This window comes from Corynebacterium sp. BF-R-2 (genome assembly GCF_024586525.1).
Classification (GTDB): domain Bacteria; phylum Actinomycetota; class Actinomycetes; order Mycobacteriales; family Mycobacteriaceae; genus Corynebacterium; species Corynebacterium singulare.
Genome location: NZ_JAMFTP010000018.1, coordinates 1 through 25,577 on the forward strand (window position 1 = coordinate 1; position 25,577 = coordinate 25,577).

Consider the following 25,577-nt stretch of genomic DNA (forward strand, 5'->3'; position numbering starts at 1 on the left):
CGACCGACAAGCCGAGCGACCCGACCGACAAGCCGAGCGACCCGACCGACAAGCCGAGCGACCCGACCGACAAGCCGAGCGACCCGACCGACAAGCCGAGCGACCCGACCGACAAGCCGAGCGACCCGACCGACAAGCCGAGCGCCCCGACCGACAAGCCGAGCGACCCGACCGACAAGCCGAGCGACCCGACCGACAAGCCGAGCGAGCCAACCGACAAGCCAGGTGACCCAACCGACAAGCCGGGCGAGGACCCGACGGTTACCGTTACGGTCACTGAGGATCCGTCCAAGCCGACGCCGAGCGACGAGCCTAAGCCGACGAAGGAGGACCCGACACCGTCTGGTGAGAACCCAACTGTGACGGTTACCGTGACTGAGACGCCGAACAAGCCGACCACGGATACTAAGCCGTCAGAGGGGCCGAAGGACCCAACTACGGACCCAACGGACCCAACCGAGGACCCGACGGTTACCGTTACGGTCACTGAGGATCCGTCCAAGCCGACGCCGAGCGACGAGCCTAAGCCGACGAAGGAGGACCCGACGCCGTCTGGTGAGAACCCAACTGTGACGGTTACTGTGACCGAGAAGCCGAACAAGCCGACCACGGAAACTAAGCCGTCAGAGGACCCGACTAACCCAGTCGAGCCAAACGACCCGACCGATTCGGACAAGCCAAACGACCCGACTGATGCGGACGAGCCTCGTGTCCCGGAGGTTGCCGGACTGTGGCCGCTGCTCATCCCGCTGGCGCTTGTGCCTGCTGTCCTGGGCTTCTTCGGAAACCAGCCGAACAGCCCTGCACTGCCGAGCTTGCCGCTGAAGCCGCAGGACCCGAAGGATGCCCTTAAGGCCCTGCAGCCGAAGGAGCCTAAGGCTCCGGAGGCGCCTAAAGCACCGAGTGAAGCGGAGCAGCCGAACACTGTTGAGACCAACGATGTTGAATCCAACAATGTGGAGTCCAAGGATGTTCAGCCGGGCCAGAGCGACAACACCAGCCGCTACACTGGCACGTCCCCGAGCACCACGGATTCCAACAACAGCACCAACTCCGGCATCCTGGCCAACACTGGTGCGAACGTCCTGGGCCTCTTGGCTGCAGGCTTGGCACTTATTGCCGGCGCCGCGCTGCTGCTGCGTCCTGGTCGCCGCAAGGAGTCCTAGATCTAGCTAGCAGAGACGACCTGAGGGCCGTTCCGGCCCTTAGGACGTGGCTTTGACAGCCGTGAAGAACGCCCGAGCAGATGCTCGGGCGTTCTTTTTGTCTGTCCATCATCCCTCCCGACACGGGATGAGGGGCACGCCATCGTGCGCGACACAGGGTTTCTCTGGCCATCGGATGAGGAGGCCGCGGTGATGCCGCAGAAGGAATGTGGGGGAGTGCTACGGTGTTGGGGTTGTGAGCGCGCTGAGGAGTGCACGATAGCGGGGCAGGGGGTATCTGTATGGCTGGCCGTCGTATCCGGTTGGTACGGAGTGCTAAGGGGTGGGCAGGGCCGCAGATGCGATAAGTGCCAGTCAGGCCAGGGAGGCATAGCAAAGGCCCCGGCCGCCACGTCTCGAAGTGTGAGTGGGCGGCCGGGGCCAGTGCGTGTAGAGGACCTAGGCGTATTTAGACGTCGAAGGCTTCCTCCAACAGGTTCTTCTGCTCAATCTGGTGAACCTTGGCGTTACCGGTAGCAGTCGAGGACTGCGAGCGGCGGGACACGCGAACCATCTCCGGCATATCCGGAATGAGCTCACGCAGGTGCTCGTTGTAGAACGGCCACGGACCCTGGTTGGCCGGCTCGTCCTGAACGAAGCGAATCTGCTCAGCGTTCGGGTAAGACTTGAAGGCCTCACCCAGACGGTTGAACGGGATCGGGTGGAGCATCTCTACGCGCACGATGGCGATGTCATCGCGGCCGTCGGCCTCACGCTTCTTGGCCAGCTCCCAGTAGAGCTTGCCGGAGACCAGCATGATGGTCTTGACCTTCTCTGGGTCCCCAACCTGCTTGCCATTGATGTCGAAGAAGTTCGGGTCATTGATGACGGACTGGAACTTCGTGACCTCAGTGAAGTCGGAGACCGAAGAGGTCGCTGCCTTGTTACGCAGCATGGACTTCGGGGTGAAGACAACCAGCGGACGCTTCATCTCACCGAGGGCCTGGCGGCGCAGCAGGTGGAAGTGGTTTGCCGGGGTGGACGGCTGGGCCACGGTCATGGAGCCCTCAGCACACAGCTGCAGGTAGCGCTCGATGCGGGAGGAGGAGTGGTCTGGGCCCTGGCCTTCGTAGCCGTGCGGCAGCAACAGGATCAGGCTGGAAAGCTGGCCCCACTTGGCCTCACCGGAGGAAATGTACTCATCGATGATGGTTTGCGCACCGTTGGCAAAGTCACCGAACTGTGCCTCCCAGGCCACAACGGCATCCGGGTTACCCACGGTGTAGCCGTATTCGAAGCCCATGCCGGCATACTCAGTCAGAGCGGAGTTGTACACCATGAACTTGCCGCCGTTGCCCTTGGACTCAGCGAGGCGAGCAACCGGGTTGTATTCCTCGCCGGAGTTCGGGTCGAAGGCCACAGCGTGGCGCTGGGTGAAGGTACCGCGGCGGGAATCCTCACCGGCCACGCGGACGACCTTGCCGGTGTTGGCCAGGGAGCCGAAGGCGATGAGCTCGCCCCAGCCCCAGTCGATGCCACCCTCGCGAGAGGTCTTCTGGCGGTCCTTGGCAACCTTGCCCACGCGCTTGTGGTACTCAAAGCCCTCCGGCGGGGTGCCGTAAGCATCGCCGATTTCAGCGAGCTCCTCGGCGGTGATGGAGGTGTCCAGACCACGAGTCAGCTCCTGGGAGGAGGTGATGCCGGTCTGCTCCTTCGGGCCAGCCTTCTCAGCTTCCTTGTGCTCAGCGAAGACGGACTCCATCTGGTCGTGGAAGTCACGTGCTGCTGCCTCTGCCTCGTCATCAGACAGGTCGCCGCGGCCAATGAGTTCCTCGGTGTAGCGCTCACGGACGGACTTGTGGTTATCAATGATGTCGTAGAGCTGCGGCTGGGTCATGGACGGGTCGTCGGCCTCGTTGTGGCCGCGCAGGCGGTAGCACACGAGGTCGATGAAGACATCCTTGCCAAAGCGGCGGCGGTATTCGGTGGCAAGCTTACCTACCCAGACAACGGCCTCCGGATTATCACCGTTGACGTGGAAGACCGGGCAGTCAAAGCCCTTCGCCAGGTCGGTGGCGTAGTGCGTGGATCGGCCCGAATCCGGGGTAGTGGTGAAGCCCACCTGGTTGTTGACCACGACGTGGACGGTACCGCCGGTGGTGTAACCACGCAGCTGAGAAAGGTTGATGGTTTCCTGAACCACGCCCAGTCCGGCGAAGGATGCATCACCGTGCAGCATGATCGGGACAACGGTGTGGCCCTCCGGGCCCTTGTCCAGGATGTCCTGCTTGGCGCGGGCAATACCTTCCATGACCGGGTCAACGGCCTCAAGGTGGGACGGGTTTGCAGCCAGTGTGACCTTGATTTCACCGTCGCCGAACATCTGCAGGTGCTCGCCCTCGGCGCCCAGGTGGTACTTCACGTCACCGGAGCCGCCGAGCTGGCCACCCTTGTAGTTGCCGTCGAACTCGCCGAAGATATCGGCCAGCGGCTTGCCCACAATGTTGAAGAGAACGTTCAGACGGCCACGGTGCGGCATACCAATAACGACCTCGTCGAGGTCCTGGCCGGCGGCAGTGTCAACGATGGAATCTAGTAGCGCAATGAGGGACTCAGCGCCTTCGAGGGAGAAGCGCTTCTGACCCACGTACTTGGTCTGCAGGAAGTTCTCGAAAGCCTCAGCGGCGTTGACCTTCTGCAGGATGTACTTTTGCTCAGAGTTGGTCGGCTTCGGCATGCCGGCCTCGATCTGCTCCTGCAGCCAACCGCGCTCGTCGCGGTCCATGATGTGGGCGTACTCGGAGCCTACCTTTAGGGTGTACGCGGAGCGCAGACGGGTGACGACTTCACGCAGCGTCATGGTCTCCTTGCCACCGAAGCCACCGACATTGAAGGTGCGGTCGAGGTCCCAGATGGTCAGACCGTGGGTAGCGAGGTCCAAGTCGCGGTGATCCGGCCACGGCAGACCAGGCTGCTTCCAGCCCAACGGGTTGACGTCCGCAAGCAGGTGACCACGGGAGCGGTAGGCCTCGATGTACTGCATGACGCGCGTGTTCTTATCGACGCCCGTGTTCGGGACGTCGGCAGCCCAGCGGAAGGGCTGGTACGGCACGTCGAGGGACTTGAAGAGCTCGTCCCAGAAGGCATTGTCCAGAATCAGCTCACCGATGGTGCGCAGGAACTCACCGGACTCCGCGCCCTGAATAACGCGGTGGTCGTAGGTGGAGGTCAAGGTAACGAGACGGCCCACGCCCATGTCTGCCAGGCGGTCAGAGGAGGTGCCAGCGAACTCAGCCGGGTAATCCATGGAGCCCACGCCAATGATGGAGCCAGAGCCCTTGGTCAGGCGTGCGATGGAGTGACGGGTACCAATACCGCCCGGGTTGGTGAGGTTAATGGTGACACCGGAGAAGTCATCCATCGTCAGCTTGTTCTTGCGGGAGCGGTCCACAATGTCCTGGTAGGCATCGATGAACTCGGCGAAGGTCTTGTTCTCCGCCTCCTTAATAGCAGCAACCACGAGGGCGCGGGAGCCGTCCTTCTGCGGAAGGTCGATGGCCAAGCCCAGGTTGACGTGCTCCGGCTGAACCACAGTGGGCTTGCCGTCCTTGATTTCGTAGCGCACGTTCATGTCCGGGTGGATCTGAACGGCCTTAACGAGGGCGTAGCCCAGGATATGGGTAAAGGAGATCTTGCCGCCGCGGGTGCGCTTAAGATGATCATTGATCATCGCACGGTTTTCCCACATGAGCTTGACTGGGATGTCACGCACAGTGGTAGCGGTAGGAATCTCCAGAGACTCGTCCATGTTCTTAGCAATGGCCTTGAACATGCCCTTGAGCGGGCGGGAACCCGGCTCCGGTGCGTCCTGGATGCGGTCGAGCGGGGACTCGGCCTTTTTCTTGTCTGCCTTCGCCTTCGTGGCAGAAGTCTTGGAATCGCTCGGAGCCTTGGCACCCGGGGCGGCGGGGGACTTTTCAGCGCGTGCGGAGTCCTTGGACTCAGCAGCGCCCGCCTTGTCCTTGGCCGGGGCAGAAGCCTTGGAGCTGGAGGCCTTTGCGGAGGAGGCCTTGGGCTGTGCGGCTTGCTTGGGAGCTCCGTTTGCCTCAAAGTAGTCGCGCCACTCCTTATCTACGGAGTTGGGGTCCTTTGAGTACTGCTGGAACTGTTCGTCAATCAGCCACGCGTTCGGGCCGTAGATGCTCGAGTTGCTCACGGCAGGTGTTCGCCTCTTTCTGTGCTTCTAAGTTTGTCTTTAGTCGACTCTAGTAGGCCGTTCCATGGGTGCGAAAGGCACCCCGAAAGGTGTCTCCTCATATGATACGGCCCCTGTAAGTTTGCTCACTACCCTGGGGCGCGTTTCCCGTGTTTATTCCCCCTGCAGGGGGGAGAGCTGGGTGTCCGAATGCTTCATAACTTGGCGGGCAAGTTTACGGTTGGCAGTCGTTCCCAGTACCGCACCGACACCCATCGGCAGGAGCTTGGAGAGCCATGCCCACTTGTGCTTCTTTCGGGCCTGCTTGAGGAAGAGCTTGGTCAGTCGTCCGTTGATACCGCTCAGGGTGGGGCCGGAGAAGCGGGAAAGGGTAGCGGCCGACTTCATGCCGGAGAGCGTTGTGACGTCACCCAGCAGAGTATCGACCAGAGCGCTGCCTTGGGATCCGGTAAGGACAACGAGGACGAGAGCGCGGCGGCGCTCTTCATCACGAATGTCATCGCCGCGCAGGTGTGCGGAGGCCAAGATGTACCAGGCAGCGGCCTCGAGGAACAGGAGTGATTCCGCACCAATGGCTGCAGCACCAGACACCAAACCGATGCCGGGGATGGCCGCTGAGGCGCCCGCAGCCGCGCCGGTTCCAGAGACAATGTTGAGGAAGTGCTTGTCAATGAGCTCCTGCAGCTCTTGAGGGCTGGCATTCTTGTTGCTCTTCTTCAAGCGTTCGACGTAGCCGATGATGATAGAGGACTGTGCCGAGATCACCTTGTTGAGTGCGGCCATGAAGCTCTGGCTAATGCGGTTGTTTTCATCCACAGTGAGCTTCTCCACAGCGGCGGGTTCGTCCTGTGTCTTTTCTCCAAGTCCAAACATGTTTTTCACCTGATTTCGTCTAATTTATAAACAGTATGTACACCACCGTATCGAAAAACATGTCCCCAGCGCGGAGCCAGGCTGTGGCATTAGTCTAGGTGCTATGAGCGAGTACGAGCCTTTCCCTCCGCGTGAGGTCAGCGCGGCTGCGGCCCGCCTGCTTGCTGAGAACCTGCATGCCCGCGCCCACGCAGCCCATGAGGCTGCCAAGACGGCGCTGGCGGATGACATCACTGTTTTAACGACCTCGGGATGGGTTCGCGGCTGCATTGAGGAGGAGTTGCGCCCTGACCGGCCAATTTCTTCCCCGGTGCGCTCATGGCGTGGGATTCCCTTCGGAGCGGATACCTCGGGAGATCAGCGTTTCCAGGAACCAAGGCCGGCACCGGAGTGGGAGGGAATTAGGGATTGTCGTGAGTTTGGACACGTGGCACCCCAGCCGGTTTATTCGTGGACGGATCGTATTGAGGGCTCGGAGGATTGCCTGACGCTCGATATCGTCCGCCCACACACTCAGCACAGCTCTGAGTTCGTGCCAAATACGGAGAAGCTTCCCGTTGTTGTCTATTTACACGGTGGCAGCTTCATCGTTGGGTCCTCTCACATGCTCATGCTTCGCGGCTTTGAGTTCGCGGCGCAGATGGACGTGGTCTACGTGTCCGTCAATTTCCGTTTGGGGGCCTTGGGCTATCTAGATGTCCGCAGTCTTGGCGGGGAGGCCTGTGCCAACCCTGCCGTGGCGGATCAGGTTCTTGCCCTGGAGTGGGTCCGCGATAACATTGCGGCCTTTGGTGGTGACCCGGACAACGTCACCCTCATGGGTGAATCTGCCGGTGGCGCAGCAGTTCTCACGCTTATGGCTGTTCCTCGTGCAGAAGGCTTATTTCACCGAGCTATTGCGCAGTCACCGCCGATTGGCATGATTCATTCGCGCGCTCAATCCATGTTCTGGGCGCGCGAGCTGGTGGACAAGATGGCGCTGCCTCGGGACACAACGGCTGAGGATCTGCGGCGGGAGGACTTCGCGGATCTGGTGCGCTCTGGGCAGTCGATGATGTGGCGCGCGGGTGAGCTGCTGTATTTGAATTCCTGTTACGCCCCCACCGTGGATGGTGAACTCATTCCGCAGCATCCTATTGAAGCGTTTGAGGATGGTGCCCAACACCCAGTGCCGTTGCTCATCGGTACGAATTCCGGTGAAGCCAGCTTCGGTAAGTTTCTCTACCAGCGTCAAAGCTCTCGGGAGCGCGCCGCGTTGCGCCTTCTGGCTTCCTTTGATCCGGAGAGCGCCCCTGATGTGGTCGCAGCCTATGGTGGGGCGGTGTCTCGTCGGGACTTTGGAGACTTGCTTACCGACGCCCTGTTCTGGGGCCCTACCGTCCGTGTTGCGGGTGAGCATGCGCGCCGTTATCCCACCTGGATGTACCGTTTCGATTTCGCGCCGGCAGCTCTGCGTTGGTTGGGCTTGGGAGCGATGCATTCGATGGAGCTATCCAATATCTTTGGTGACCCTGGGGCTTCACGCGTGTCTTTCCTGACCACCATGGGTAAGTCCTCCGATATGGAAGAGGTCACTGAGAATATGCAGGCCCAATGGGGTTCATTCATCCGGAACGGTGCTCCGTTAGAGGATTGGCCGCGATACCGTTCCCCACAGCGCGAGACGATGATCTTTGACGTGGAACCTCATGTGGAATCGGCACCGATGGAATCGCGCCGCCAGGCGTGGGAGTCCTATGACATGTTGGAGTGGGGAACCGGACGCCCAGAAATCTTAAAGCGTCTGGGTTTCATGCCCGATGGCCACGATCGCGGGTAGGATGTGGGTGGCCTTGGCAGCAGCCGGGGTGAGACCGCCACATGGATGGATGTTAATCACATGAGCTTTTTTGAAGATATCGCTTCTGCGCTGGACGGGGAGGGTATTGAGTCCCGCGTCAACGATGATGTGATGTTTGTGCCCATCACCTCCGATTTGGAAATCCAGTTTGTGGAAATTGACCCGATTCTCCCCGCGGCCAACGTCTACATTGCTGCCGCGGATGTAGATGAGGATGATGAGGATTTTGAAGCAGTTCTCGTCTCCGTTGCCTTTTCCGTGGAGGATGCGGTGGAGGCGGTGTCTCGCCACATTGCCACCGACCAAGTGGTCACCGTGCTGCGAGACCTGCTTGAGGGTACCGATGAGCGCATTGCCGAGTTGGAGTTTGTCCAGGATGAGTTCAACCCGAACCTCGTCGTGGCTGACGTTGCTAACGATTCCGAATTGCGCGTTCTCGTTGAGACTATTGACGGTGTTCCGAGTGCAGTCGTGCGATTCCTCTCGTTTGACTTCGACGAAGAGGAACTCGACGAGCTTGAGGATGAGGCCATCAACGAGTTGTGGGAGAACGACTCTGTAGAGGACCTGGGGGAGGAGGAGCGCGTCGCGCTTTTCGACGCCGGGGAGTTCGACGACACCACCCTTGCCCCCATCATCGAAGTGCCTGCTGAGGCTCTTGAGCTTGGTACCTACACCGATTTTGATCGTCTTTTCGACGTCCTGAGTTTGGTCTCCGATCAGGCCTTGGATTGGGAGGCTCAGCTCGTTAGCGTGGATGACCCGGACTTTGATGAGCCGGACGTTTATGACATCTTCGGCGCTGACGATGAGGATGATGACGTGCTCTTCGACGATGACGAAGATGATGAGGACGACGACACCGATGTGGACGCTGATAATTCCAATGGTGAGGCTGACGACAGCGAAGGCTAGTCGCTTCGTGCGGAAGGGCGCGCTAGGATAATCGGGTACATTTTTGAACTCGATGAGGGGCGTCCAGGGACCATGCCGGTTGATATGGCTTTTCGCGGCCAGCGAATCTGCGTTGGTTTCGCCCTAGCGTGTGCTGCATTCGCGTGGTGCCTCACGCTTGACCCAAACTTTGAACATGCCGATAGGACGTTTGAATCCGTCCTGCCAGCATCGGTCTGGGGTTTGAGCCTTCTTAGTGGGTTACTCTTTTTTGCCTCTCAATGGGGGACGCTGAGAAGCCATGCGATCATCAACCCGCTGTTTGCTATCGCCGTCAACATATTGGGATCCTTGTTGATCTTCAACCTCAACATTCCGCTGTATTTGGACACCGCCGGAACGATGTTTATCGCCATTCTCTATGGTCCAATTCTTGGCATGGGGACATCGGTGCTCTCAGTGAGTCTTGGGGCCGTCAGCAATCCGCTGGGCTTGGCATATGTTCCAAACGCCGTGATCGTGGCCTATTTGGTGGGGTGGATGGCTCGCCGCGGCGTGTTTAAGCGAATGATAGCCACGCTGCTCTCAGGCTATGGGCTTGGAATCGTGGCGGGGTTGGTGTCCTTGCCGTCGACACTGCTTGCGTTTGATGAGAATCTTCAGCGCGGACCCCGAGAGCTCACGAACTTCATCCTGTTGATTGTCCATGATGAAAACATTGCTGCGCTGATTCAGGCGATGAGTTCTGACCCCATCGATAAGGCCTTTACTGTGGTCCTCGTGTGCTTGGCCATTCGCTTTGCGCCGAAGCCCATCCGGTACTTCTTCGATCGCCCCGAAACCCATGCAGCCGTTGGCCGGGTCCTGACTGAGGACCGTTTTACGCTCTCACTAGATGAAGAGCCGCCCCACGGTCTTCTAGACCGCCTGCAGCGCTACTTGTAGCCGAACCCCCGGTGTGGAGGAGACAGCCATCGTAGGCGTAGCGGCTTAGGCCGCCTGGCTAAAGCCTTCGAAAAGTGACAGTGGTGACCGCACCGGGGTGTAGGAACTATCAACAAGCCACACAAAGGTTGCGGCGCTGCTGCTAGAAATCTCGTGCACGGCTGACACCAAGTCTTCTGGGACGAGCGTGCGGACCCACGCTTCAGCTAAGGCTGGCGATACTGGTTGTCCTGACGGAGACGTAATACGCACGGTAATGAGATAAGCCGGTACCCGCTTTTCACCGAAACCCAAAACGCGAGCCTGGGCGCGCTCGCCAACGCGATGACGGGAGACGGTGAGCGTCAGCGGTGGGGTAGATTCACCTTCTCTAGTCCGGAGCGGCACAGGTGGCAGAGACTGTGACGGCGGCCGCCACTGCGGCGTGGGTCGGGCAAGTGAGCGTGGATGGTGGATGATGCTCTCGATGGATTCGAGGATCTCGGGGTGATGGAAAAGGATGTCCGCAGTGAGCTCACCGGTATCGATAGGAGATTGAATGGAGCGTGGGGAAGTGGTGCGAAAGGCGTTGTAGTTCTTCATGGCCTTCACACTAGAAGAGGGGAGGGACACGAATTCGACTAAAGTCGAAAATAAGTTCGAAAATTTGGAGGGGTAGGCTACAGTTAGTGAAGCTATGAGTGACGGTGTGATGCAAGAACTAAAGATTCCGCGAGAAATCTGGGTGATGGTCTCGGCGGGTTTCATTATTGCCTTAGGCTACGGGCTGATTGCCCCATTGCTTCCCCAATTCATCGTCAGTTTCGATGTCTCGATGGCTGCCGCTGGGCTCGTCGTGTCCATATTCTCTGCGAGCCGCCTGATTTTCGCCCCTGCGGCGGGGCGCCTCATTGATCGAGCAGGAACGCGGGGCGTGTACCTCACTGGCTTGTTAACTGTCGCCATCACCACCGGACTAGTAAGCATTGCCCAGGACTATTGGCACATTGTGGTGCTGCGCGCTATTGCCGGAATCGGATCCACCATGTTCACCGTGGCAGCGATGTCCCTTATCGTGAAACTATCTCCTCCCGCTATTCGGGGGCGCTGCTCGGCGACGTACGCGACATCCTTCCTCCTGGGTAATGTTATTGGTCCACTCGTCGGCGCCAGCTTGTCCTTCCTTGGTTTTCGTTGGCCCTTCTTCATCTATGGGGTTGGGGTAGCAGTCGCTGCGCTCGTGGTCTGGGTGCTTATGCCCGTGGTCGACGAAGCTGAAGATCCGCGGCGTCGTTTGCCGCCGATGCGACTGCAGGAGGCATGGGGCGATACGGCCTATCGTGCGGTGCTTACCTCCAACTTTGCGCAGGGCTGGATCAATATGGGAGTGCGAGTTGCGGTGCTGCCTCTCTTTGCTGCTGCCATATTCCATAACGGTGCGGAAGCTTCCGGCATAGCACTCGCGGTCTTTGCCGCTGGCAATGCCGTTGTTCTGCAGTTTTCTGGATCGTGGTCGGACCAGGTTGGCCGGCGTCCTTTAATTATTGCTGGTTTGGTGGGGTCGGCGGTGTTTGTGGGAACTCTGGGCTTGGCGCACACCGTCTGGATGCTCCTTCTCCTGTCCGCCTTCGCCGGTGCTTCTTCTGGGCTCATTGTGCCGTCCCAGCAGGCGGCCATCGCTGATGTGGTGGGATCGAAGCGTTCTGGTGGGCAAGTCTTGTCTACCTTCCAGATGGCCGGTGACTTTGGGCAGATCCTCGGCCCCATCGTCATTGGATTCCTTGCGGACCACTACGGTTTCGAGGTGGCCTTTGCGCTCTGTGCTGTAGTGGCGGCAGGTGGTGTCGTTGCGTGGAGCTTTGGCCGCGACACTTTGCAAGACAGGAAGATTATTTTGCAGCGATTGCGCCGCGACTATAAACCAAGGTTATACTAGCCAGCAGGAATGTTAATGTTTGCGTTATTTTTCAGCAATATGCCACTGCACCCGCAACATTTTGAAGAAAAATGTCACGATCTAAAAATTTTTTGTTAAACTCGGGGTGTGAATTTTCAACAAAGGGTGGAGCGTCACCGGTCGGAACTTAGCAGGGCGGATGAGGCAGTTGTCGACGTTATCCTGAGTCGCCCCCAAGAGGCAGCTTTGTGGCGTGGCGAAGATGTCGCTGCAAAAGCCGGTGTGCACGGTTCGGCCGTAACTCGTACAGCGAAGAAGCTCGGATATAAAGGCTACTTGGAACTGCGTCAAGAGCTGCGCATGCTGCATGATCAGTATCTTGCCGCTGAGCATTCAAGCAGTAGTCAGACTTTCCGTAACGAGGCCGGCCAGACCATTTTGGGGCAGCTCGTCTCGAAGGAGTTGGACTCCCTGTCCGTGGCGTCGGGAAGCGTAGACCAGCACTCCGTCAACAAGGCTGCGGACTTGGTCATGAACGCTCGCGATATTTACATCTATGGCCGCGGTAACTCTATCCCGTTGTGCGACCAAGCTGAGCGTCGCCTGCGTCGACTCGGACGTTCGGTACACGACCTGTCTGGGGAGACTGACCGGGATATTGCTGAACAGCTCCTGCTTATGGGTGAGCCCGATTTGCTCTTGGTGTTTGCTTTCCGTCGCTCGACGCGCTCGCTCCGCCAGCTGCTGAACTACGCTGAGATGGTGAAATGCAAGGTCATCCTCATTACAGATGATCTGCGTATCGTCCACCCAGTTCCCGTGGTGACTCTCGCGGCCCCGCGTGGCGATGAAGGAGCCTTCACTACTCTCTCTGTCCCGATGCTTATGCTGAACGCGATTGTGCTGTCCATTCTGCAACGCTACGAACATGACGTTGCCCCGTATCAGCAGAAACTTCAGAACATTCTGAATGGTTTCGAGCTGTAACGCTTGCTTTCGCTTCACTTCACTGTGTGTAAACCCCCACTCGATGTGGGGGTTCTCGTGCTTTAATGCGGGTTGCTGAATGTAAGCAAAGCCGCCAATGTGGTGAGGCTATTGTGTCCTCGGCTGAATTGGCGGTAAAAGCGATGGGGCAGGAGTGGGGGCGTGGCTCTAGTGGCCGGGGTGCTCTTTAGTGGATAGTGCGAGCTCGCTGGCTGCAGGCGGCCCAGCGCGGGTTATTGCCTGACGAAGACTTGAAGTTACGCTCGCGGAAACGCGTGAAGCCATAGTTAGAAGACTCGGAACCGGTGTTCGGGCGGCTCCATCGCTTTTGGTTATTCTCGCTGGCGGCGTCCATGTCCTTCCTCCGTCTGTTTCTGGCTAGCCATTTATACTTAGCTCATTTTAAGCTGATGAGAGAATGCTAGGTTAGGCTGTGTTGTTAGTCAATTTCACAGAGTGAGATCTTTCCATTCGGGGGTAGCTAGGCGTTGTACGTGTGGCCAATTGGAAAAATGGTTTACGTGTAATCAACTGCGGTTATCTATCGGCCCATCGTATTTGGGGGTGACTGGAGGTGTCCGAATTTAACTCAAGTCACCTGACGTTTGGATCCTGAAAATTCTTATAACAATTCGACGCAACTGTGCAAAATAACTTGCATTGTGCGGGTGGGGATCTAGACCAAAGGAGTTGTAATCGTATTTAGGCTACCGTGCGACCGGCGGTATAGAGTCTCTTCGGCATGTCACGGCGAAGGCGCCACTCAAACTGGATGGGCTTTTCACCCCTGTGGTCAACGTAATCGACGTTGCCGAGGAAAGTGTACGCCGATGCTGTTTCAACCTTGTTCTTCTTGGTAAAGCGTGTAGCAATGATGATATTGCCGCCGCGCTCGCGGTGTGTGATGTAACGCTCGGCCATCGCGGACTTGAGCGACGTTGTGGATTGTGACTCCCAATGCAATAGATCAGGGGACAACGGATAGTCGCGATAGTTAGTTGAAGCACTGACGTTTTCATCTTTCTGGAAGGTGATCAGGAACAGATCAGTATTCGACCTGTCGAAGCGTTTGACTCCTTCGCGCGGTAGGTTCGCCAATTTTTTGAGAGGTCCGTCATCCAGTGCCCCAATGAGTTCGGCGAGGCTGTAGTCTGCATGTGTTTCGAGCACGCTACTCGAAGACCTCTTCGGGATAACGCGGGATTCGTCGAGCGAGTATCGCATGACTTGGTTAACTTCGTTAACGAAGGCTGGGTAGGACCGGATAAGTGAGAACGCATCATCCAAAGTGGCGGGAACTGCTCTATTGGAGTTGGCCCAGAGAGCTAGAGTGAGCATGGTGGCATATCGCTTCTCCCGGTCATCCATGTCTTTTTCTGAAGGGCCGTTCGCTGCCATGAGACGGCTATAGGCTTCGACACGATCAGGGTCATTAATGTGGAGGAGCACGCGAATGCGGCTAAGAAGGAAACTCTCTACCTCATCTTCTACCGGCGATGGGAGGAGATTCTCGTCCCTGAGCAACGTCGTCCACGAAATTCCTTTGCGGCGGTAGATGTCCTCCACGGGAATATCGGAGGTGTGGAGGAAGGCTGAGAGGTCAGTAGTGCCGTGTTCGCTAATCTGAGCCCTAATTTTCTTAATGGAGTTGCGTGCCAGACGCTTAACGTTAGCCAGTACGCGTTCGGTCGTCACGCGGTCCAAGGTGATGTGGGAACCTGGCGGCGCGGTAGGAAAGCCTTGCTCTATTTCTCTGATTAAGCTCTTGCCGCGAGCGGCGGTGAGTACCTTGTAGCGCTCCTCAAAGTCGAATTCCTCATGTTGGAGGCCGAGAAAGTCAAAGACAATACACGCATCCTTACCTTCGTTGAGACGTAGGCCGCGGCCAAGTTGCTGGACGAAGAGTACCGGGCTTTGAGTAGGGCGAAGGAGCAAAAGAGTGTTCACGGAAGGGATATCGACGCCTTCGTTGAAAATGTCGACGGCGAAAATGATTTTGATGTGGCCGTCGCGAAGCTGCGACAGAGCTTTTTGACGTTCCTGAGTGGTCAGTCTGCTGCTTACCGCTAGCGAAGGAATCCCGAATGCATTGAACTGCTCCGCCATGTACTCAGCGTGAGCGATAGACACACAGAAACCGAGTGCCTTCATGGAAGCTAAGTCGAAGATGCGACGGTTGAGTTCATTGATGATAAACCTGGTTCGCTTTTCGCCGGCCTTGATGTACAACTCGCTGAGCTCTGATGCCTTGTAATCCTTCTTGCCTTGAACCCATGTCAAGCTCGTAAGGTCGGTATTGTCGTCGACGCCGTAGTAGTGCAACGGCGCCAGCAGTTGGAGCCGCAGTGCGTCCCATAGGCGAAGCTCATGGGCAACACGGTAATCGAAGAACTTTTGGACGTTGTGACCGTCGCCGCGCTCTGGGGTTGCTGTCAGTCCTAGAAGCTCGCGGGGCTGGAGGTAGTCCAAAATCTTCCGATAGGTTGCTGCTTCAGCGTGGTGAAACTCGTCGATCACGACGACCTCAAAGTGCTCGGGCGAGATGCGAGTCACGCGCTCTCCATGAAGCGACTGGATGCTCGCAAAAACGTGGTCCCAGTGATGAGGCTCCGAACCTCCGACAAGAAGCTCGCCGAAGTCAGAGGCCTGGAGAACTTCGCGATATGTGCGGTGGGCTTGTTCTAGAATCTCGCGGCGATGAGCAATGAACAGCAGCCGAGGCCTACGACCGTAGGATTCACAAAGTCGACGATAATCCAGCGCGGCTACCACTGTCTTTCCAGTACCGGTGGCTGCAATGAGAAGGTTCTTATGGCGGTCGTGGAGTTCACGCTCGGAACGCAACGCCTCTAGCATCTCCTGCTGGTAGGCGTATGGCTCGACGCGAAGTCCCGACAGTTCGAGTTTATGTCCCGATGCGGAGCCGAGGAACTGTGCTCCGTGCAGTGCTTCTAGCAGTCGATCGTAATCCCGTGCTGGCTCAAAAACCTTGAAATGATTATCATGCCAGTAGCTCTCGAAGGTCTTGATGAACTTTTCAATAATTTCCGGGGTGGAGGATCGAGAACCGCGAACGTTCCATTCCCAGCCGTCGACCAGCGCTGAGCGCGACAGGTTAGAGCTACCAATGAAGGCGGTATCGAAGCCTGATCTACGACGGAACAGCCAGGCCTTAGCGTGGAGACGCGTCGATTTGTGTTCGTAACAAATGCGAACCTCGGCGTTGTAGTCTTCGGCAAGGCGGCGAACCGCGGCGGCTTCGGTCGCACCGCAGTACGTCGAGGTGATCACACGAAGCGGAATTTGATGATCTCGCACATACTCAAGCTCGTCACTGATTACGGAGATCCCTGAGCTCTTGATGAAGGCACACAGTAGATCGACGGAGTCTGCAGTCCGGATTTCGCGGGCAATCTCTACCGACATATTGGTGTCATCCACACTATTGGTGAATAACGCGCTGGTGTTGAGGGAGACTTCAGGAAGAGAGGGAGGGTCAGCAAGCTCCGACCTGTAGATGGCGTAGAGCAACTGCTCAGCAGACATCCTCTCGTCTGAACCAAGGTGCTGCGCAAGGCTATTGATGAGCGCTACACGTTGTTCCGGATTCCTGATCTCGGTGAGTCGCTGCTCAAGGATCTTGGCGAAATGCTGCGCAACTGCAGCAGCAAACCTTGGACTCACCTCGGCGGAGCTATCCTCCACAATGCCCGAAGCAGCCGTGGGAATAGCCCGTTTTGTCTCCTCTATGCGCTCGTGAATACGGGCGGTAACAGGAGTTTCATATATGCCGAAAGGAAGGAGAGAGTGGGAGGTCATAGGCGCGACGAGATGAGTTCGACTGCTGGGATGTCTGCCGGTGCCCAGTCGAGTGTTTGAGCCTCAGCTGCGGTGACCCAGCGGGTGGCGTCATGGTCAGTAAGAACCAGCTCACCGGATTGGATAGTACACAGGAACGTGGTCAGTTCGATGGTGGCGAAGTCATATGTGTGGACAGTCGTGGCTACTTTGTCACCGACGGCCGCCGTGAGGGAGAGCTCCTCGCTGAGTTCGCGAGCCAGGGCCCCTTCAGGAGACTCGCCCGGTTCAATCTTGCCACCGGGGAATTCCCACAATCCTGCCAAAGACTTTCCGGGAGCTTTTCGACAGGCCAAGACACGATCGCCATCAACAAAGACGGCGCCGACAACGCGAATCGGTGAACACATGGGACCAGTATGCCGGCCGGCCCGACTCTTATCCAGAGAACCCCAAACTTTGACTAGACAGCGGGGACGGAAAAGTGCGCGTTCACGATGTCGTCGATAAGCCGGGCTGCAAGCTTGGCGGTGCGGGAGTCGAGGTCGAAAGAGGGGTTGAGCTCGACAACGTCGACAAGCGCAAGGCGTCCGGTGGAGGCGATGGAGATGGCAAGGTCGCGGATGATGCGAAGATCCACACCGAGGCCGGCGGGCGCAGAGACGCCAGGGGCCTGGGCGGCGGGGAGGACATCCAAGTCGATGGAGAGGTGGATGGGGGACGAGTCGGCGCAGAGCTGTGTGGCGTGGGAACGCAGCTCATCCCGAGTCATGGCGAGCAGCTCCTCATCCAGGGTGATGGTGACACCGAGGTTGGCAGCCTCGTCGAAAAGAACCTTCGTGTTATTGGGTCGGGAGATGCCGAGAACGGAGTAAGCGAAATCTTCGGGGCCGACCAGCTCAGAAATCTGTTTGAAAGGAGTACCGGATGTGGGCACATCGGCGGTGCGCAGATCGAAGTGGGCATCGAGGTTGATGATGTTCAGCGGGCCTTGGGCCCGGAACGCGCCGCGGTGTGAGCCGAAGGCCGTTTCATGGCCGCCGCCAAGAATGATGGGCAGGTGACCGGCACGGGAAAGGGCCTCCACAGCGTCAGACAGGCGCTCATGGGAGGACTCGAGATCGGTGCCTTGGGTGGTGATCGTGCCGACGTCGTAAAGCACATGCTCATGGTGCACCGCCAGGGAACCCAAGGCGGCGCGCAAAGCGGCCGGGCCTTCCGCCGCGCCGGGGCGGCCATGATTGCGCGCCACGCCCTCATCGGAGGCGAAACCCAGCAGGGCGACGCCGGGCTGCGCCTCTGGGTTCGCCACATCGAGGGGGCGGATCACGCTGTGCCACCGTGCATGTTCAGGACCTGGGCCGTCGGAACGCCCAGACCACTCAGGGGCAGGGGAGTAAGCGGGGGCATCAACGCTGTTCATAGCTATCCTTTCGAGGTGGGAATGGAGTCACTGCTGGTGGCATGAGTCCGGCGGCCCGTGACGTAGAAAATGGCGGTCATGAGGATGATGAAGCCAACGCCCACAGCAAGGGCCGGGCGGTACTGTGCCTGCCATGCCATGATGCCAAAAGTAAACGTGATGAAGGCGATGGCGAAGTATTGGCCCCATGGCCAGAAGGGAACCGTGTAGGTAAGGCTTGCGCGTTCCTCCGGGGACATCTTCTTGCGGGAGGCCACGTGGGCCAGAAGAATCATAAGCCAGACGTAGATGGTGGCGAAGGTAGCCAGGGAGGCAATGACCTCAAAAACATTCTCCGGGATAAGGGCGTTAAGGGCGGTACCGATGACCATGACGATAAGCAGGATGACCATGGTCATGACTGGTACGCCGCGTGCTTTCTTGGCCATGATCGCGGGGGCAAGGTTCTGGCGAGCTAAACCGGTGAGGACATTGCCAGCGCCGAAGAGATCGGCGTTGATGGCAGAGACCGCCGCGGTGATGACCACGACGTTGAGTGCGGCAGCGGCCCACGTGACGCCCAAGGTGGAGAAGATTTGGACAAAAGGACTTTCCTCACCGGTAATGGTGCGCCACGGGTTAATCATGAGGATGACCAGGATGGCGAGCACATAGAAGAGGAGGATGCGTACGGGGATGGTGTTGACGGCCTTTGGCACGGACTTCTCCGGTTCCTCAGCCTCCGCACTGGCGACGCCCACAATCTCCGTACCACCGAAGGCAAAGAGCACAAGGATAAAGGAAGCAATCATTCCGGAGGGGCCGTTGGGGAAGAAACCGCCATCGTTCACAAGGTTGGCGGGGCCAGTGGTCTCCGCGGTGGAGAGGCCGAAGACCAAGACCGCTACGCCGCCAAGAATCATGGCGACGACTGCCCCGACCTTGACGATGGTAAAGGCGAATTCGAGCTCGCCGAAGGCCTTGACTGTTGCGAGGTTGGCACCGCCAACGAGGAGAAGCGTGGCAGCGACCCAGACCCATTGCGGTGAACCCGGGAACCAGAATTGCATGTAGACGCCGATGGCGGTGAGGTCCGCGAGCGCCACGATGACCATCTCAAAGGCGAACATCCAACCGGTGATGTAACCAGCCCAGGGGCCGAGGAAGGCGCGCGCGTACTCAGCGAAAGACCCCGTGACCGGGTGGTGCACGGACATCTCGCCGAGTGCCCGCAGGAGGAAGTACACCACGGCGCCGCCAAGGAGATAGACCAGCAACACTGAGGGGCCGGCAGCTTGGATGGCGCTGGCGGAGCCGTAGAAGAGGCCGGTGCCGATGGCCGAGCCAAGTGCGATGAAGTGCAGGTGGCGGTGCTTGAGGCCTCTGCGCTGGGTGGTGGTCTCGGGCACGATGGCCGTCCTCCTCCTTTGTTACTAGTGCGAGTGGACAATGCGTCTGAGAGCTACTTTCCTCTAGTTGCCGCGTGGGGTCAATTCCATGACATTCTGTCCAGTGGCGTGTCTTTCACTAGGTACCTGGGGGTGAGCTGGATGACATTTAAGAAAAATGTGGTTAGTATTCTTGTGACCCGCGTGTGGCTGTTGCGTGGGCATGGTTGGCGTGTCTTCCTTCACCGTGTGTTGGTGGGCTGCCTGCCGTGCTAGAGACGTGTACTTTGTCGCCCATACCGTGAGGTAAAACATGAACAACGAAGACGCCCTTGTTGACGCCTTCTATGAAACCGAAGATGCCACGCCCACGAAAAAGGGGCTGTGGCGGCTGTTTGTCTACAGTGCCATCGGAGCTTTCGTCTTCTTTTTCCCCATTAGTTACGACGGGAAGAAGTCCATACCGCTTGACCATATGGTCACCATCATCCGTACACACGCAGAAGCTGCGGTGCCGTGGATCATTTTGGCGCTGGCCGTCTATGGCACCGTGCGCAGCATTGTGAACAAAAACTGGCGGGAAGGCGCCATGCAAGCTGTGTTTACCGTGCTCAATGTCGTGGGCATGGTCGTTTCTTTCCTCATGGTGATAGGGACTTTGCCAGGAGTGCTGGCACATGAGGACATCGTTCCCTTCCTGTGGAACTCCATCGCCACGCCCGTAGGGCTTATCGTCCCCATCGGTGGTGCCTTCTTGGGCCTGCTTATTGGTTATGGCCTGCTGGAGTTCGTGGGCGTGTTCATGCAACCCATCATGCGGCCGCTCTGGCGCACGCCAGGGCGCTCCGCCATCGATGCCGTGGCTTCCTTTGTGGGTTCCTACTCGCTGGGCATTCTCATTACTGACCGTGTGTACCAGCGCGGCGGTTATACCGCCCGCGAGGCTTCCATCATCGCGACGGGTTTCTCCACGGTGTCTGCCGCTTTTATGGTCATAGTGGCCAAGCAGCTGGACTTGATGGACATGTGGGGAATCTATTTTGCTGTGTCCCTCGTGGTGACGTTCGTTGTTACCGCTATCACCGTGTGGATTCCGCCGCTCAGCACCATCCCCAACGAGTATGTTTCCGGCGTGACACCGGACCCAGAGAAGCCGGTCAAGGGCAATTACTTCTCAGCAGCATGGAGGGAAGCTTTGTTGCAGCTCGACCGTGCACCGTCGTTGAGGGCAGCTATCTGGGAGAACCTGCGCGACGGCGCGCGCATGGCCGCGGCCATTGTTCCGTCCATCATGTCGGTCGGCCTCATTGGCCTGCTGCTGGCTAAATTCACGCCGCTCTTTGATTGGTTGGGCTATGTGTTCTATCCCTTCGCATGGATTGTGCAGCTTCCAGAACCCGAGCTAGCGGGTAAAGCTGCAGCGATGGGGATTGCGGAAATGTTCCTACCAGCCACCATGGTGGCGGATTCCTCCAGCCTGACGCTGAAATTCGTCATCGGCGTGGTAGCGGTGTCTGCCATCATCTTCTTTTCTGCACTGGTGCCGTGCATTCTGGCCACCAAGATTCCTATCAAGCTATGGCACTTGGTTGTTATCTGGTTCGAGCGCGTGGTCCTTACCATTATCATTGCCACTCCGATTGCTTTCCTCGTGACCTAGCTAGACTGTCGCGCTATGAGCAACTCCCGCGTTCCGGCCGCGCGCAATGCGCTGGAAATCCTCCGGCTGCTATCCACCATCGATGTGCCCATTTCAGCGGCACGTATCCGCAGCGAGCTGGACCTGCCACGCTCATCCACCTACCACCTGCTCAAGGAGATGGTGGACGCGGGATTCGTGGTGCACCTCCCAGAGAACCAAACCTACGGGCTGGGCCTCGCGGCCTACTCTATGGCCGCGGCCTATGCCACGCAGCAACCCCTCGTACGGGCTACGCACAACCACCTCGAACGCATTGCTGGCAAGGTAGGTGGCTCTGGGCACCTGTCGCGCCTGGCGGGGTCAGAGATCCTTTACCTTAATGAGGTCCGGGCGCCGAAGGCTTTGTCTTTGGTGACGGACAGAGGGGTGCGCCTCCAAGCGCAGCGCACCGCCTCAGGGCGAGCGATGCTGGCTCTGCTTCCGGAAGCCGAATGGCGTGCGGCGTATTCGGCCGGAGCTCTCAGCTTTGGGGAGCTCAAGTCCATCCTGCGTGACGTGCGTGAGCGCGGGTGGGCCGAAGAGGTTGAGGTGGTGGCGCGCGGACAAGCCTCGGTAGGGGTGGCAATCGTTGACCATGTGGGCAGGCCAGCCGCGGCGCTTGCGGTGACGTATCCAGTGGGCACTGCCGACGCACAATCCATAGCGCAGGAACTGCAGGCGGCGGCAGAGCAGGTGGCGGAGAGAATGTATGGACGGCGTTAGGGGTCAGGGGAGTGCCAGGTGTGCGCGCCGGGGTACCTGTTGTACTATGAGCGCAACGCGTAGGGCTGTTGCGCGTATCACTTTATTTCCCTACTTGTGAAAGCAAGTATGTATTTTTTCGCGTGCCTTTTTCTCTGCCTGGCGTTGACGCGGGCGGTCTGAGGCCACGCGTCGACACGTGAAGGAGCCTTATCATGTCTATTTCTTATCCCTCATCCGTCACCGTGGGCATTGGTGCCTTGAGCATTGAGGAAGTTGTGGCCGTTGCGCGTTATGGCGCGAAGGTAGAGATCTCTCACGATGCTCTGGATGAAATTGCCACCACACGTTCCCGAGTGGAGGAGCTGGCCCAGGACCCGACGCCGGTCTACGGAATTTCCACTGGTTTCGGTGCGCTCGCTCGTCGCCACATTCCGGAAGAAATGCGAGCCCAGCTGCAGCTCTCCCTTGTGCGCTCCCATGCTGCAGGTACTGGCCCGGAGGTGGAGACCGAAGTCATCCGCGCACTCATGCTGCTTCGCCTCTCCACCCTGTGCACCGGCCGCACCGGCGTGCGCCCGGTGGTGGCGGAGACCTACGCCGCGGTGCTCAACGCCAACATTCACCCGGTCATCCGTGAGTATGGATCGCTAGGCTGCTCTGGTGACTTGGCGCCGCTGGCTCATGCGGCACTGGCGCTGCTGGGTGAGGGAGAGGTGCGCGTCGATGGCGGCGACATCATCCCGGCGGGTGAGGCGCTAAAGGCGGCGGGCATCGAGCCACTGCAGCTGCGTGAGAAGGAAGGCTTGGCGCTCATTAACGGTACCGATGGCATGTTGGGCCAGCTCTGCCTGGCCATTACTGATTTGCGCGAGCTGGCTAAGACGGCTGATATTGCTACTGCGATGACGGTGGAGGGCCTGCTGGGTACCCTCGTAGTTTTTGCCGATGATCTTCAGCAGCTGCGTCCGCACCCAGGTCAGGCGGATGCCGCTGCCAATATTCTGGCTGTGGCAGAAGGGTCTGCCATTCTGGAGGCTGCCCTTGAGGAATTCAAGAAGAACCAGGTTCAGGACGCCTACTCGGTGCGCTGTGCCCCGCAGGTGGCCGGCGGTTTCCGCGATACCGTGGCGCACACCGCTGTGGTAGCAGAACGCGAGCTTGCCGCAGCTGTGGACAACCCCGTCGTGACTAAGGATGGTCGCGTGGTATCCAACGGTAACTTCCACGGCGCTCCGGTGGCTTATGCGTTGGACTTCCTGGCTATTGTGGTGGCTGACTTGGCCTCCATGTCGGAGCGTCGTACCGACCGCTTCCTTGATACCGCCCGCAACCGCGGCCTACATGCATTCCTGGCCGATGATCCGGGCGTCGACTCCGGCCACATGATTGCGCAGTACGCGCAGGCAGGCATCGTCTCCGAGCTCAAGCGCCTGGCAAACCCGTCCTCCGCGGATTCCATTCCGTCCTCCGCTATGCAGGAGGACCATGTCTCCATGGGCTGGTCTGGCGCCCGCAAGCTGCGCAAGGCTGTGGATGGCCTGCAGCGAGTGCTTGCCATTGAGATTCTTACTGCGGCCCGCGCTATTGATATGCGTGAGGGCGAGCCGGCGAAGGGTACCGGCGCGGTTATCGCCGCCCTCCGCACGACCGTGCAGGGCCCGGGCACAGACCGCTACTTGAGCCCGGAGATTGAGGAGACCGTGCGCCTGGTCAAGGAAGGTGCGCTCGTGGATGCGGTAGAGGAGGTCGTCGGTACGCTGCGCTAAGCGCCACCCCGGCCCCCATGGACCGTGCTGAGTTTCGCAAGGTCCATGGGGGCCTTTTCTGTGCGTTTTCGAATCCACGTGTCCAGACCTCAAAGCCGAACGGCGCAGGTGGGCGTCGAGAAGCGCGTGGCCAGTGCTTGGCGACGACCTGGGTGGTTGGACTTCTAGGTCTGGACATATGGCTCGAGCTTGGTAGGTTCACGATGATGCCGGTCGCTCGACAGTCTGGCATGTGAGACAGGTGGATAAAATGTGGTCTAGAAGATAGACGTGAGTCACAGTAGTTTGTTCTCTGTGACGCCAACCAAACTTCGGGGACAGCCCCGGGAAACCGGCCTGGGGTTTGGGTGGGCGTCGATAAGCACGAGCGAAAGGAAGCTATGTCTGAATCCCGCGAAGTACGCGCCCCGCGCGGAACCGAACTCACCGCCAAGTCTTGGCAGACCGAAGCCCCACTGCGCATGCTCATGAACAACCTTGACCCTGAGGTTGCCGAGCGCCCAGAGGACCTCGTTGTCTATGGCGGCACCGGCCGAGCCGCCCGCAGCTGGGAAGCCTTCGATGCCATCGTGGAGTCTCTCAAGGACCTCGAGTCCGATGAGACCCTCTTGGTGCAGTCCGGCAAGCCTGTGGGTATCTGGAAGACCAACGAATGGGCACCCCGCGTGCTCATTGCTAACTCCAACCTGGTCGGTGACTGGGCCAACTGGGAGCACTTCCGCAAGCTCGAGGACGAGGGCCTCATGATGTATGGCCAGATGACGGCCGGCTCCTGGATCTACATCGCTACCCAGGGCATTCTGCAGGGCACCTTCGAGACCTTCGCGGCCGTGGCTAAGAAGCGCTTCAATGGCAGTCTGGCCGGAACCTTCACCCTGACCGGTGGGTGCGGTGGCATGGGCGGTGCGCAGCCGCTGTCGGTCACGCTCAACGGCGGTGCCTGCCTCATCGTCGACGTGGATGAGACTCGTTTGAAGCGCCGCCAGCACAAGCGTTACCTCGATGAGGTTGTCACCGACCTGGATGAGGCTCTCAAGCTTGTCTTGGATGCCAAGGAGAATGAGAAGCCACTGTCCGTCGGCCTCGTGGGCAATGCTGCTGAGATCTTCCCGGAGATCCTGCGCCGCCAGCGCGCAGGTGAGTTCACCGTGGATATCGTCACGGATCAGACCTCCGCGCATGATCCGCTGAGCTACCTGCCCACCGAAATCACTGTTGAGGACTGGCACAACGAGGCTAAGGCCGACCCGACCACCTTCACCAAGAAGGCTCGTGAGGCCATGGCTGCCCAGGTCCAGGCCATGGTGGAGTTCCAGGATGAAGGCGCTGAGGTCTTCGACTACGGCAACTCCATCCGCGATGAGGCCCGCAAGGCCGGCTACCAACGTGCATTCGAATTCCCGGGCTTCGTTCCGGCCTACATCCGCCCGCTGTTCTGTGAGGGCCTGGGCCCCTTCCGCTGGGCTGCGCTGTCCGGCGACCCGGAGGACATCAAGGTCACCGACCAGGCGCTCAAGGAACTCTTCCCAGACAACGAGCACCTGCACAACTGGCTCGATGCCGCCGAGGAATACGTCGAGTTTGAAGGCCTGCCGGCACGTATTTGCTGGCTGGGCTACAACGAGCGACACAAGGCTGGCCTGCTCTTTAACGATCTCGTCCGCGAAGGCAAAATCAAGGCCCCGATCGTCATCGGCCGTGACCACTTGGACTCCGGCTCCGTGGCTTCCCCGTACCGTGAGACCGAGGCCATGCTCGATGGCACCGATGCTGTGGCTGACTGGCCACTGCTCAACGCCATGACTGCTGTGTCCTCCGGGGCAACCTGGGTCTCCATCCACCACGGAGGCGGCGTGGGCATGGGCCGCTCCATCCACGCCGGCCAAGTCACGGTTGCTGACGGTACTGAGCTAGCCGCCGCGAAGCTGCGCGCGGTGCTCACTAATGACCCCGGCATGGGCGTTATCCGCCACGTGGATTCCGGTTACACTCGCGCCAAGGAAGTAGCGGACGAGCGCGGCGTGCGTATTCCGATGGAATTCAAGGCCCGCGACTAGACAA

Annotated in this window: 17 protein-coding genes and 1 pseudogene; 10 read left to right on the forward strand and 8 right to left on the reverse strand. The window is 59.0% G+C overall.

What is annotated here, in order from left to right; translation table 11 throughout:
* Positions 1-363: pseudogene (locus M5J09_RS13335) on the forward strand (hypothetical protein); the annotation flags it as partial.
* A gap of 1,251 nt (positions 364-1,614) precedes the next feature.
* On the opposite strand, the gene M5J09_RS12365 reads toward M5J09_RS13335, so the two are convergent.
* Positions 1,615-5,361: a multifunctional oxoglutarate decarboxylase/oxoglutarate dehydrogenase thiamine pyrophosphate-binding subunit/dihydrolipoyllysine-residue succinyltransferase subunit gene (locus tag M5J09_RS12365; RefSeq protein ID WP_257158071.1), complete on the reverse strand. Its 3,747-nt coding sequence runs from the start codon at positions 5,359-5,361 to the stop codon at positions 1,615-1,617.
* 153 nt (positions 5,362-5,514) lie between these two features.
* The gene (locus M5J09_RS12370; RefSeq protein ID WP_239181313.1) at positions 5,515-6,234 is read right to left on the reverse strand and encodes a hypothetical protein; all 720 of its coding nucleotides are present in this window, start codon (positions 6,232-6,234) and stop codon (positions 5,515-5,517) included.
* Positions 6,235-6,337: 103 nt separating this feature from the next.
* On the opposite strand from M5J09_RS12370, the gene M5J09_RS12375 reads away from it, so the two are divergent.
* The 3 genes from M5J09_RS12375 to M5J09_RS12385 all read left to right on the forward strand — a co-directional run bounded on the left by M5J09_RS12375 (position 6,338) and on the right by M5J09_RS12385 (position 9,913).
* Complete coding sequence (locus M5J09_RS12375) at positions 6,338-8,053, forward strand: carboxylesterase/lipase family protein (protein WP_042530372.1); 1,716 nt, start codon at positions 6,338-6,340, stop codon at positions 8,051-8,053.
* Positions 8,054-8,113: 60 nt separating this feature from the next.
* Positions 8,114-8,989 carry a hypothetical protein gene (locus M5J09_RS12380; RefSeq protein ID WP_042530374.1) on the forward strand — a complete coding sequence of 292 codons (876 nt, stop codon included), beginning with the start codon at positions 8,114-8,116 and terminating at the stop codon, positions 8,987-8,989.
* 330 nt (positions 8,990-9,319) lie between these two features.
* Entirely contained in the window at positions 9,320-9,913 is a 594-nt protein-coding gene (locus M5J09_RS12385) for a hypothetical protein (RefSeq protein ID WP_246819953.1), read from the forward strand.
* A 45-nt stretch (positions 9,914-9,958) separates the two neighbouring features.
* Here M5J09_RS12385 and M5J09_RS12390 read toward each other — a convergent pair whose 3' ends face one another.
* A complete protein-coding gene (locus tag M5J09_RS12390) occupies positions 9,959-10,495 on the reverse strand; it encodes a hypothetical protein (RefSeq protein WP_239181314.1) in 537 nt (178 codons plus the stop codon).
* Between the two features lie 94 nt (positions 10,496-10,589).
* Between M5J09_RS12390 and M5J09_RS12395 the strand changes: the two genes are divergently transcribed.
* Complete coding sequence (locus M5J09_RS12395; protein ID WP_070537071.1) at positions 10,590-11,828, forward strand: MFS transporter; 1,239 nt, start codon at positions 10,590-10,592, stop codon at positions 11,826-11,828.
* Between the two features lie 108 nt (positions 11,829-11,936).
* Positions 11,937-12,776: a MurR/RpiR family transcriptional regulator gene (locus M5J09_RS13275; protein ID WP_042530380.1), complete on the forward strand. Its 840-nt coding sequence runs from the start codon at positions 11,937-11,939 to the stop codon at positions 12,774-12,776.
* Positions 12,777-12,963: 187 nt separating this feature from the next.
* On the opposite strand, the gene M5J09_RS12405 is transcribed toward M5J09_RS13275, so the two are convergent.
* From M5J09_RS12405 to M5J09_RS12425, 5 genes are all read right to left on the reverse strand, one after another.
* On the reverse strand, positions 12,964-13,131 hold the full coding sequence (locus M5J09_RS12405) for a hypothetical protein (RefSeq protein ID WP_158407798.1): 168 nt from the start codon (positions 13,129-13,131) through the stop codon (positions 12,964-12,966).
* A 347-nt stretch (positions 13,132-13,478) separates the two neighbouring features.
* Positions 13,479-16,595 (reverse strand): DUF3427 domain-containing protein, encoded by a 3,117-nt coding sequence (locus M5J09_RS12410; protein ID WP_257158072.1) that lies wholly within the window; start codon positions 16,593-16,595, stop codon positions 13,479-13,481.
* The gene (locus M5J09_RS12415; protein ID WP_257158073.1) at positions 16,592-16,984 is read right to left on the reverse strand and encodes a (deoxy)nucleoside triphosphate pyrophosphohydrolase; all 393 of its coding nucleotides are present in this window, start codon (positions 16,982-16,984) and stop codon (positions 16,592-16,594) included. The genes M5J09_RS12410 and M5J09_RS12415 overlap by 4 nt, the downstream gene beginning before the upstream one ends.
* Positions 16,985-17,037: 53 nt before the next feature.
* Positions 17,038-17,997, reverse strand: coding sequence for a formimidoylglutamase (hutG, locus tag M5J09_RS12420; RefSeq protein WP_257158074.1), 960 nt, complete (start codon positions 17,995-17,997; stop codon positions 17,038-17,040).
* Positions 17,998-17,999: 2 nt separating this feature from the next.
* Entirely contained in the window at positions 18,000-19,385 is a 1,386-nt protein-coding gene (locus M5J09_RS12425; protein ID WP_257158075.1) for an amino acid permease, read from the reverse strand.
* Positions 19,386-19,677: 292 nt separating this feature from the next.
* Between M5J09_RS12425 and M5J09_RS12430 the strand changes: the two genes are divergently transcribed.
* The 4 genes from M5J09_RS12430 to hutU all read left to right on the forward strand — a co-directional run bounded on the left by M5J09_RS12430 (position 19,678) and on the right by hutU (position 25,573).
* Entirely contained in the window at positions 19,678-21,024 is a 1,347-nt protein-coding gene (locus M5J09_RS12430) for a YjiH family protein (protein ID WP_257158076.1), read from the forward strand.
* A 15-nt stretch (positions 21,025-21,039) separates the two neighbouring features.
* The gene (locus M5J09_RS12435) at positions 21,040-21,768 is read left to right on the forward strand and encodes an IclR family transcriptional regulator (protein ID WP_257158077.1); all 729 of its coding nucleotides are present in this window, start codon (positions 21,040-21,042) and stop codon (positions 21,766-21,768) included.
* Between the two features lie 194 nt (positions 21,769-21,962).
* The gene (gene hutH, locus M5J09_RS12440; RefSeq protein WP_042530394.1) at positions 21,963-23,516 is read left to right on the forward strand and encodes a histidine ammonia-lyase; all 1,554 of its coding nucleotides are present in this window, start codon (positions 21,963-21,965) and stop codon (positions 23,514-23,516) included.
* A gap of 380 nt (positions 23,517-23,896) precedes the next feature.
* Positions 23,897-25,573, forward strand: coding sequence for a urocanate hydratase (hutU, locus tag M5J09_RS12445; RefSeq protein ID WP_257158078.1), 1,677 nt, complete (start codon positions 23,897-23,899; stop codon positions 25,571-25,573).
* The last annotated feature ends 4 nt before the right edge of the window (positions 25,574-25,577 follow it).

What these genes read in the sequence shown, in the direction of transcription:
- M5J09_RS12370 (WP_239181313.1), bottom strand. Translation starts at nt 6,234, where the DNA reads ATGTTTGGACTTGGAGAAAAGACACAGGACGAACCCGCCGCTGTGGAG.
- M5J09_RS12375 (WP_042530372.1), top strand. Translation starts at nt 6,338, where the DNA reads ATGAGCGAGTACGAGCCTTTCCCTCCGCGTGAGGTCAGCGCGGCTGCG.
- M5J09_RS12380 (WP_042530374.1), top strand. Translation starts at nt 8,114, where the DNA reads ATGAGCTTTTTTGAAGATATCGCTTCTGCGCTGGACGGGGAGGGTATT.
- M5J09_RS12390 (WP_239181314.1), bottom strand. Translation starts at nt 10,495, where the DNA reads ATGAAGAACTACAACGCCTTTCGCACCACTTCCCCACGCTCCATTCAA.
- M5J09_RS12395 (WP_070537071.1), top strand. Translation starts at nt 10,590, where the DNA reads ATGAGTGACGGTGTGATGCAAGAACTAAAGATTCCGCGAGAAATCTGG.
- M5J09_RS12405 (WP_158407798.1), bottom strand. Translation starts at nt 13,131, where the DNA reads ATGGACGCCGCCAGCGAGAATAACCAAAAGCGATGGAGCCGCCCGAAC.
- M5J09_RS12410 (WP_257158072.1), bottom strand. Translation starts at nt 16,595, where the DNA reads ATGACCTCCCACTCTCTCCTTCCTTTCGGCATATATGAAACTCCTGTT.
- M5J09_RS12415 (WP_257158073.1), bottom strand. Translation starts at nt 16,984, where the DNA reads ATGTGTTCACCGATTCGCGTTGTCGGCGCCGTCTTTGTTGATGGCGAT.
- hutG (WP_257158074.1), bottom strand. Translation starts at nt 17,997, where the DNA reads ATGAACAGCGTTGATGCCCCCGCTTACTCCCCTGCCCCTGAGTGGTCT.
- M5J09_RS12430 (WP_257158076.1), top strand. Translation starts at nt 19,678, where the DNA reads ATGAACAACGAAGACGCCCTTGTTGACGCCTTCTATGAAACCGAAGAT.
- M5J09_RS12435 (WP_257158077.1), top strand. Translation starts at nt 21,040, where the DNA reads ATGAGCAACTCCCGCGTTCCGGCCGCGCGCAATGCGCTGGAAATCCTC.
- hutH (WP_042530394.1), top strand. Translation starts at nt 21,963, where the DNA reads ATGTCTATTTCTTATCCCTCATCCGTCACCGTGGGCATTGGTGCCTTG.
- hutU (WP_257158078.1), top strand. Translation starts at nt 23,897, where the DNA reads ATGTCTGAATCCCGCGAAGTACGCGCCCCGCGCGGAACCGAACTCACC.